Origin of the sequence: Streptomyces sp. UNOB3_S3, from assembly GCF_020740895.1 — a bacterium.
GTDB lineage: Bacteria > Actinomycetota > Actinomycetes > Streptomycetales > Streptomycetaceae > Streptomyces.
Map to the genome: position 1 here is coordinate 1 of NZ_JAILXP010000391.1, position 6406 is coordinate 6406.

Here is a 6406-nt window from a genome sequence, read left to right on the forward strand (position 1 = left end):
GTTGCTGGGGGCGGGGCCGGTGGCGTTGCTGATCGCTCGTTCCTGAACCCGCCGGTACTCAGGCGCCGGGCGGGCCGATCAGGTCCGAGACCCGCACGAACTCGTACCCACGGGCCCGCAGCTCCGGCACGATCCGCTTCACCGCCTCCTCCGTCGTCGGGGCCGCGCTGCGCGTGCAGTGCATCACCACCACCGAGCCGGGCTTGACCTGCGAGAGCACCTGCGCGGCCACGGGCTCGGCCCGTTTCGCGAAGGCGTCGCCGCTGACGACGTCCCACTGGACGGCCGTGACCTTCGCCGGGCCTGTCTCGCGCAGCGTCGCGTCGTCGTGGCAGCCGCCGGGGAAGCGGAAGTACGGGACCACGTGCTCGACCCCGGCGGTGCGGAAGGCCGCGAAGGCGCGCTCGACGTCGGCGCGGGCGGTGCCGCGCGGGACGGTCGGCAGGCCGTAGCAGGGGGTGGTGAAGGCGTGGTGGCTGTAGGAGTGGTTGGCGACCTCGAAGAGGGGGTCGGCGCCTATGGAGCGGGCCTCGTCGGGGTACTGCTCGGCCCACCGGCCGGTCATGAAGACCGTGGCGGGCACCTTCAGGTCGCGGAGCGCGGCGATGAGCCCGGGGTTGTCGAAGCGTTCCCCGCGCGCCGCGCGCGGGCCCTGGTCCGCCGTCATGTCGGCGTCGAAGGTGAGCGCGACCCGCTTGCGGCCGTCGCGGGCGCCGTGCGAGAAGACGGGCGCGGCGCCGCCCGGCCCCGCCGGGAGGGTGGGCGCGGCGGACGCGGACGGAGCGGACGGAGAGGAAGCGGAAGGTGACGCCGGGGCCGTGCGGCCCGGCCGTCCGGCGCCGCCCGGCTTGTCGTCCCCGCCCTTTCCCTGTCCGCAGGCGGCCAGGGCCGCGCAGAGCGCCAGGGCGGCGGCCGGCGCCAGGGCGTGCCGGGCACGGGCGCGGGCGCGTGAAGGGGTGCTCATGGGGCGCATGGGTCGCGCGGGGCGGCCGTCACTCGCCGGCGTCGACGAGCGGCTTCGCGTCACGTGCCAGCGCCGTGAGCCGGGAGATCGCCCGGAAGTACTTCTTCCGGTAGCCGCCGTTCAGCATCTCCTCGCTGAACAGCTCGTCGAAGGGCCGCCCGGACGCCAGCACCGGGACCTCGCGGTCGTAGAGCCGGTCGGCGAGGACGACCAGGCGCAGCGCGGTCGACTGGTCCGGCACGGCCCGGACGCCGGTCAGGCAGACGGCCCGGACGCCGTCGCACATGGCGCCGTAGCGGCTCGGGTGGACCTTGGAGAGGTGGTCCAGGAGGTCGGGGAAGGCGTCCAGGGAGGCGCCCTCGACGCGGTGCGCCACGCGCTCGACGGTCTCGTCGTCGTACGGGGCGGGGGCCTGCGGCAGGCCGCGGTGGCGGTAATCCTCGCCGTCGATGCGCAGGGGGCGGAAGTGGGCGGAGAGGCCCTGGATCTCGCGGAGGAAGTCGGCGGCGGCGAAGCGGCCCTCGCCGAGCCTGCCGGGCAGGGTGTTGGAGGTCGCGGCGAGCGCCACGCCCGCGTCGACCAGCTTGCCCAGCAGGGTGGAGACGAGGACGGTGTCGCCCGGGTCGTCGAGCTCGAACTCGTCGATGCACAGCAGCTTGTGGCCGCTGAGGGTCTGGACGGTCTGCTGGAAGCCCAGGGCGCCGACGAGGTTCGTCAGCTCCACGAACGTGCCGAAGGCCTTCCGCTCGGGGGCGGCCGGGGTGGCGTGCCAGAGGGAGGCCAGCAGGTGGGTCTTGCCGACGCCGTAGCCGCCGTCGAGGTAGACGCCGCGCGGGCCGGCGGGGGCGGCGGGCTTCGTCTCGCGCCGGAACCAGCGCTTGCGGCCGGTGGCGGCCTCGCCGCCGAGCCCGCCCGCGAAGCCGCCGAGGATCTTGACGGCCTCGGTCTGGCTGGGCTGGTTCGGGTCGGGGATGTAGGTGTCGAAACGCACCGAGTCGAAGCGCGGCGGCGGCACCATCTCGGCGACCAGACGGTCGGCCGGGACGTGCGGGGCGCGCGAGGTGAGCGCGACGGGGGTTCCGGCCGGGCCGCCGGTTATCGGACCGGGGGCCGCGGGGCCCGTGGCGCTTGCGGGTGATGCGGTGGAGGACGACACAGCTGTCCAGCGTAGCCCCTGAAAGAGCGGTGGCCCGCCCGCGCGGAGCGAGCCATGTCACACTGCCGCCTATGCGACGCCTGTTCCCCTCCCCGCTCAGCCCCGCCGACCTCGACGACCGCGAATGGGGGCTGGACGAGCTCGCCGATCTCTACGCGTACCCGGCCGGCCTGCCCGCGGGGACGGCGTGGCTGCGGGCCAACATGGTCTCCTCGCTGGACGGCGCGGCCCATCACGAGGGCCGGTCGCAGCCGCTGTCCTCGGCGGCCGACATGCGGATCTTCGGCACGCTGCGGGGGCTGGCCGACGCGGTGGTGGTCGGCGCGGAGACCGTGCGGCAGGAGGGCTACCGGCCCGCGCGGGCCCGTGAGGCCTTCGCGGCGCGGCGGGCGGCGCTCGGCCAGGGGCCCGCGCCGGTCATAGCCGTGGTGAGCGCGGGGCTCGACCTGGACTTCTCGCTTCCGCTGTTCACCGCGCCGCTGGTGCCGACGGTCGTGCTGACCGGGGCGGACGCCCCGGCGGAGCGCGTGGCCGCCGCGCGGGCGGCGGGCGCCGAGGTGCTGGTGGCGGGCGAGGGGCCGGGTGTCGACGTGGCGCGGGTGCCGGGGCTGCTGGCCGGGCGGGGGCTGACGCGGCTGCTGACCGAGGGCGGCCCCCGGCTGCTGGGACAGTTCGCGGCGGCCGGGGTGCTGGACGAGATGTGCCTGTCGCTGGCGCCGGTGGTGGCCACCGGGACGGCGCCGCGGATCATGGCGGGGCCGCCGCTGGCGGTGCCGGAGCGCTTCGCGCTGGGGTCGGTGCTGGAGGACGGCGGTTTCCTCTTCACCCGGTACCGGCGGGCCGGCGAACGGCCGGCGGTCTGACGCCGGAGGTCGGACCCCGGAGGTCTGACAATCGGCGGAATTTACCGTTCCGGTTTAACTCGGGGTGGGCAGAATTGAGTCAGACGCTCCCCCGGGGGCACAGGATCAAAACAGGCGGGTTCCCGGGGAACCCGCGCAGGATGGTTTCTGTTGGGGCCCGGTGGCCCATGGAGAAGAAGGGCTCCCACCGTGTTCACGAGCGTATTGATGATCGAGCAGCCGCTTTCCGCGACGGATGTCGACTTCGTCACGACCCTCCACGACGACGACATGTCCTTCGTGGTCCTCATGCGGCCCAGAGGTGACGAGGACCGGCTGCTGCGCGCCATCGACGACGTGGCCCTCGGCGAGCTGGAGCAGGCGCTCCACGAGGCCGACGAGCCCGAGGGCGACGCGGCCGTGCGGCCCGCCGCGGTGGCCCTGGAGCACTCGCTGCGCCTGCTGCGCGAGGCGGGCTGCGAGGCCGTCGGCCAGCTCATCGACGGCCACCCGCTGGACCTCCTGCGCTCCGTCGTGGAGCAGACCCACGCCGACGAGGTGATCGTGCTGACCGCGCCCCACCTGGTCGAGGAGTTCTTCCACCGCGACTGGGCCTCGCGCGCCCGCCACAAGGTCGGGGTGCCCGTCCTCAAGCTCTACGCGCACGCCGACGGGGAGGAAGAGGGCGAGGAGGCGCCGGCAACCGAGCGCGACTGAGCCGGGCGGGCGCCGCCGTCACCCCGGCTCGCCGTCACCCCAGCTCGCCGTCGCGCATCGTCAGCACCCGGTCGGCCCGGCCGAGCAGCCCCCGGTCGTGGGTGACCAGCACCGTCGCCGTGCGGTGCCGGCGGGTGACCTCGGCCAGCAGCTCGACGACCCGCTCGCCGCGCTCGTGGTCCAGGGCCGACGTCGGCTCGTCCACCAGCAGCACGGCGGGGCCGCCGAACAGCGCGCGGGCGATGTTCACGCGCTGCCGCTCGCCCCCGGACAGCTGATGGGGACGGCGCCGCCGCTTCGCCGCGTCCAGGCCGACCGACTCCAGCAGCTCCGCCGCCCGCGCCCGGGCCGCCCGTACGGTTTCACCGCGCAGATGGGCGACGGCCAGCAGCTGTTCCTCGGCCGTCAGCGACGGCAGCAGGTTCGGCTGCTGGAAGACGATGCCGATCCGTTCGCGCCGCAGCGCGGTGCGCTCCTTGGCGCTCAGCGCCCCCGTGTCGCGCCCCGCCACCACCACGCGCCCCGCGTCGGGGCCGCGCAGCGTCGCCGCGACCGCCAGCAGGCTGGACTTGCCCGAGCCCGACGGGCCGACGACCGCCACCAGCTCGCCGGGCGCCACGGTCAGCGACACCCGGTCCAGGGCGGTGAGCGTGCGGTCCCCGTCGGGGTAGGTGAGGACGACGTCCTCCAGGGAGAGGCCGGGAGGGGTGTGCGTGGTCATCGGGTGGCTCCCAGCGCGGTCAGCGGGTCGACGGACGTGATGCGGGCGACGGCGAGCGCGGATCCGGCCAGCCCCAGCAGCACCATGGCGGCCACCGGGACGGCCACCGCCGCCGCGCTCAGCTCGAACGGCACCGCCGCCGAGGCCAGCGCCCCGCCCGCGACACCGGCCGCGGCGCCCGCGGCCGCGCCGGCGGCCAGCACCACCGCCGCCTGCCCGAGCGCGTCCCGCACCAGATAGCCGCTGCTCGCGCCCACGGCCTTGAGCACCGCCACGTCGGGCCGCCGCTGCACCGTCCACACCGTGAAGAAGGCCCCCACCACGAGCGCGCTCACCACGAACAGGAAGCCCTGGACCATCCGGAGCGTGCCGTGCTCGGCGGCGTAGCCGTCGATGCCGTCCAGCGCGTCGTCGAGGGCGACGGCCTTCGTAGTGCGGGCGACGGCCCCCGACGGCGTCCCGGAGCCGGTCACCGCCAGCGCGGTCGGCCGCGCCAGGTGGCTCACCTCGCGCCAGGTGGCGAGCGTCGTCCAGACGGTCGGCGCGTGCCCGTGGCCACGGTCGGGCGTGACGCCGGAGACGGTCAGCTCCCGGGTGCCGAGGGTGATCCGGTCACCGGGCCGCAGCCCGTGCTCCCGGGCGATCCGCCGGCTCACGGCCGCCTGCCCGTCGGCGGGGGCGGCCCCCTCCTCGGGCGCCGGGGCCAGCCGCTCCGGGCCGCCGAGCACGCTCACCGACCCGGCCGAGCCGCCCGCCGTCAGCCGGGTCATCGCCACGCCGAACGGCTCCGCCGACCGCACCCCGGGCGCCCGGCGCCAGGCCTCGGCCTGCCGCTCGTCGACGGTGCTGTTGGAGAACGACACCTCGGGCGCGGCCCCCGCCGGGGCACCGAAGACCACCCGGTCCACCGGCAGCCCCGCCACCGCCGACGAGGCCTCCCGGGCCAGGCCGTCGGTCAGGCCGTAGAGAAAGACCACGAGCGTGGTGATGAGCGCGACGACCGTCCCCATGAGGGCGAAGCGCCCCCGGGCGAAACGGATGTCGCGGAGCGCGACGAACAAGGGATTCCTTCCGGCGCCGGATCGGGACGCTTCCAGGCTGCCGTCCGGAGCCCGCGCCGCCATCGGGCCGGGGGACGGTCCGTGGACCGTCCATCGGGTGCACCCGAAAATCAATCGAACGGTTGATGGCGGGCGGGTCCGGGGCTTCCGGCACCGGCCCGTACGCTCGATGGGGTGAGCCGAACGAGCCCTTCCGACCCCGGCGCGCCCGCCGCCTTCCCACGTGGGCGCGAGGCGGCCTCCGACGTGGCCCCGCTGCGGCTGGTCCGCCTCGCCTTCCACGGCGCCTTCTACGCGCTGCTCGGCGTCGCCCTGGCCCCCACCGTGGCCGGACGGCCGTCGGCGGGCCCCTTGGCCGTCCTGCCGCTGGGCGCGCTGCTCGCCGCCGTGTACGCGGCCGGGACCGTCCGCCCCGCCCGCCGCCCCGGGCTCTGGCTCTCCGCCGTCACGGCCCTGTGGCTGGCGCTCCTCGCCCTGGACCGCGGCTTCAGCTACGTCGCCTTCCCGCTGTTCTTCCTCTTCCTGCGCGCCCTCCCCGTCCGCTGGGCGCACCCCGCCGTGGCCGCCGCCACGGCGGCCGTCGTCGCCGCCCAGGCCACGGCGCCCGGCGGGCTCACCGTCGCGAAGGTGATCGGCCCCGCCGCCGGGGCCGCCGTCGCGATCCTCACCGCCTACGGCTACGCCGCGCTCCACCGCGAGGGCCAGCGCCGCCAGCGGCTGATCGACGACCTCGTCCGCACCCGGGACGAGCTCGCCGCCGCCCAGCGCGAGGCGGGCCGGCTCGCCGAGCGGCAGCGGCTCGCCCGCGAGATCCACGACACCCTCGCCCAGGGCCTGTCCAGCATCGTCCTGCTCGCCCGGGCCGCCGAGACCGCCGAGCGGGAGACGGCCCGGGAACGGGTCCGCGAGATCGGGCTGACCGCCGCCGACAACCTCGCCGAGGCC

General features: G+C 76.0%; 7 protein-coding genes. 3 read left to right on the forward strand and 4 right to left on the reverse strand.

The genetic code is table 11. The features are described from left to right. Positions 1-58: 58 nt before the first annotated feature. A complete protein-coding gene (locus K6I33_RS29690) occupies positions 59-964 on the reverse strand; it encodes a polysaccharide deacetylase family protein (RefSeq protein WP_229357637.1) in 906 nt (301 codons plus the stop codon). 28 nt (positions 965-992) lie between these two features. Then, entirely contained in the window at positions 993-2063 is a 1071-nt protein-coding gene (zapE, locus tag K6I33_RS29695; RefSeq protein ID WP_229357643.1) for a cell division protein ZapE, read from the reverse strand. Positions 2064-2191: 128 nt separating this feature from the next. Between zapE and K6I33_RS29700 the strand changes: the two genes are divergently transcribed. Then, the gene (locus tag K6I33_RS29700) at positions 2192-2983 is read left to right on the forward strand and encodes a pyrimidine reductase family protein (protein WP_229357638.1); all 792 of its coding nucleotides are present in this window, start codon (positions 2192-2194) and stop codon (positions 2981-2983) included. A gap of 189 nt (positions 2984-3172) precedes the next feature. Next, a complete protein-coding gene (locus K6I33_RS29705; protein WP_229357639.1) occupies positions 3173-3679 on the forward strand; it encodes an indole-3-glycerol phosphate synthase in 507 nt (168 codons plus the stop codon). 34 nt (positions 3680-3713) lie between these two features. Here K6I33_RS29705 and K6I33_RS29710 read toward each other — a convergent pair whose 3' ends face one another. Both K6I33_RS29710 and K6I33_RS29715 read right to left on the reverse strand, forming a co-directional pair. Next, positions 3714-4400, reverse strand: coding sequence for an ABC transporter ATP-binding protein (locus K6I33_RS29710; RefSeq protein WP_229357640.1), 687 nt, complete (start codon positions 4398-4400; stop codon positions 3714-3716). Then, on the reverse strand, positions 4397-5461 hold the full coding sequence (locus tag K6I33_RS29715; RefSeq protein ID WP_229357641.1) for an ABC transporter permease: 1065 nt from the start codon (positions 5459-5461) through the stop codon (positions 4397-4399). The genes K6I33_RS29710 and K6I33_RS29715 overlap by 4 nt, the downstream gene beginning before the upstream one ends. A gap of 174 nt (positions 5462-5635) precedes the next feature. Between K6I33_RS29715 and K6I33_RS29720 the strand changes: the two genes are divergently transcribed. Further along, a partial coding sequence (locus K6I33_RS29720) for a histidine kinase (protein WP_229357642.1) occupies positions 5636-6406 on the forward strand: 771 nt, incomplete at its 3' end.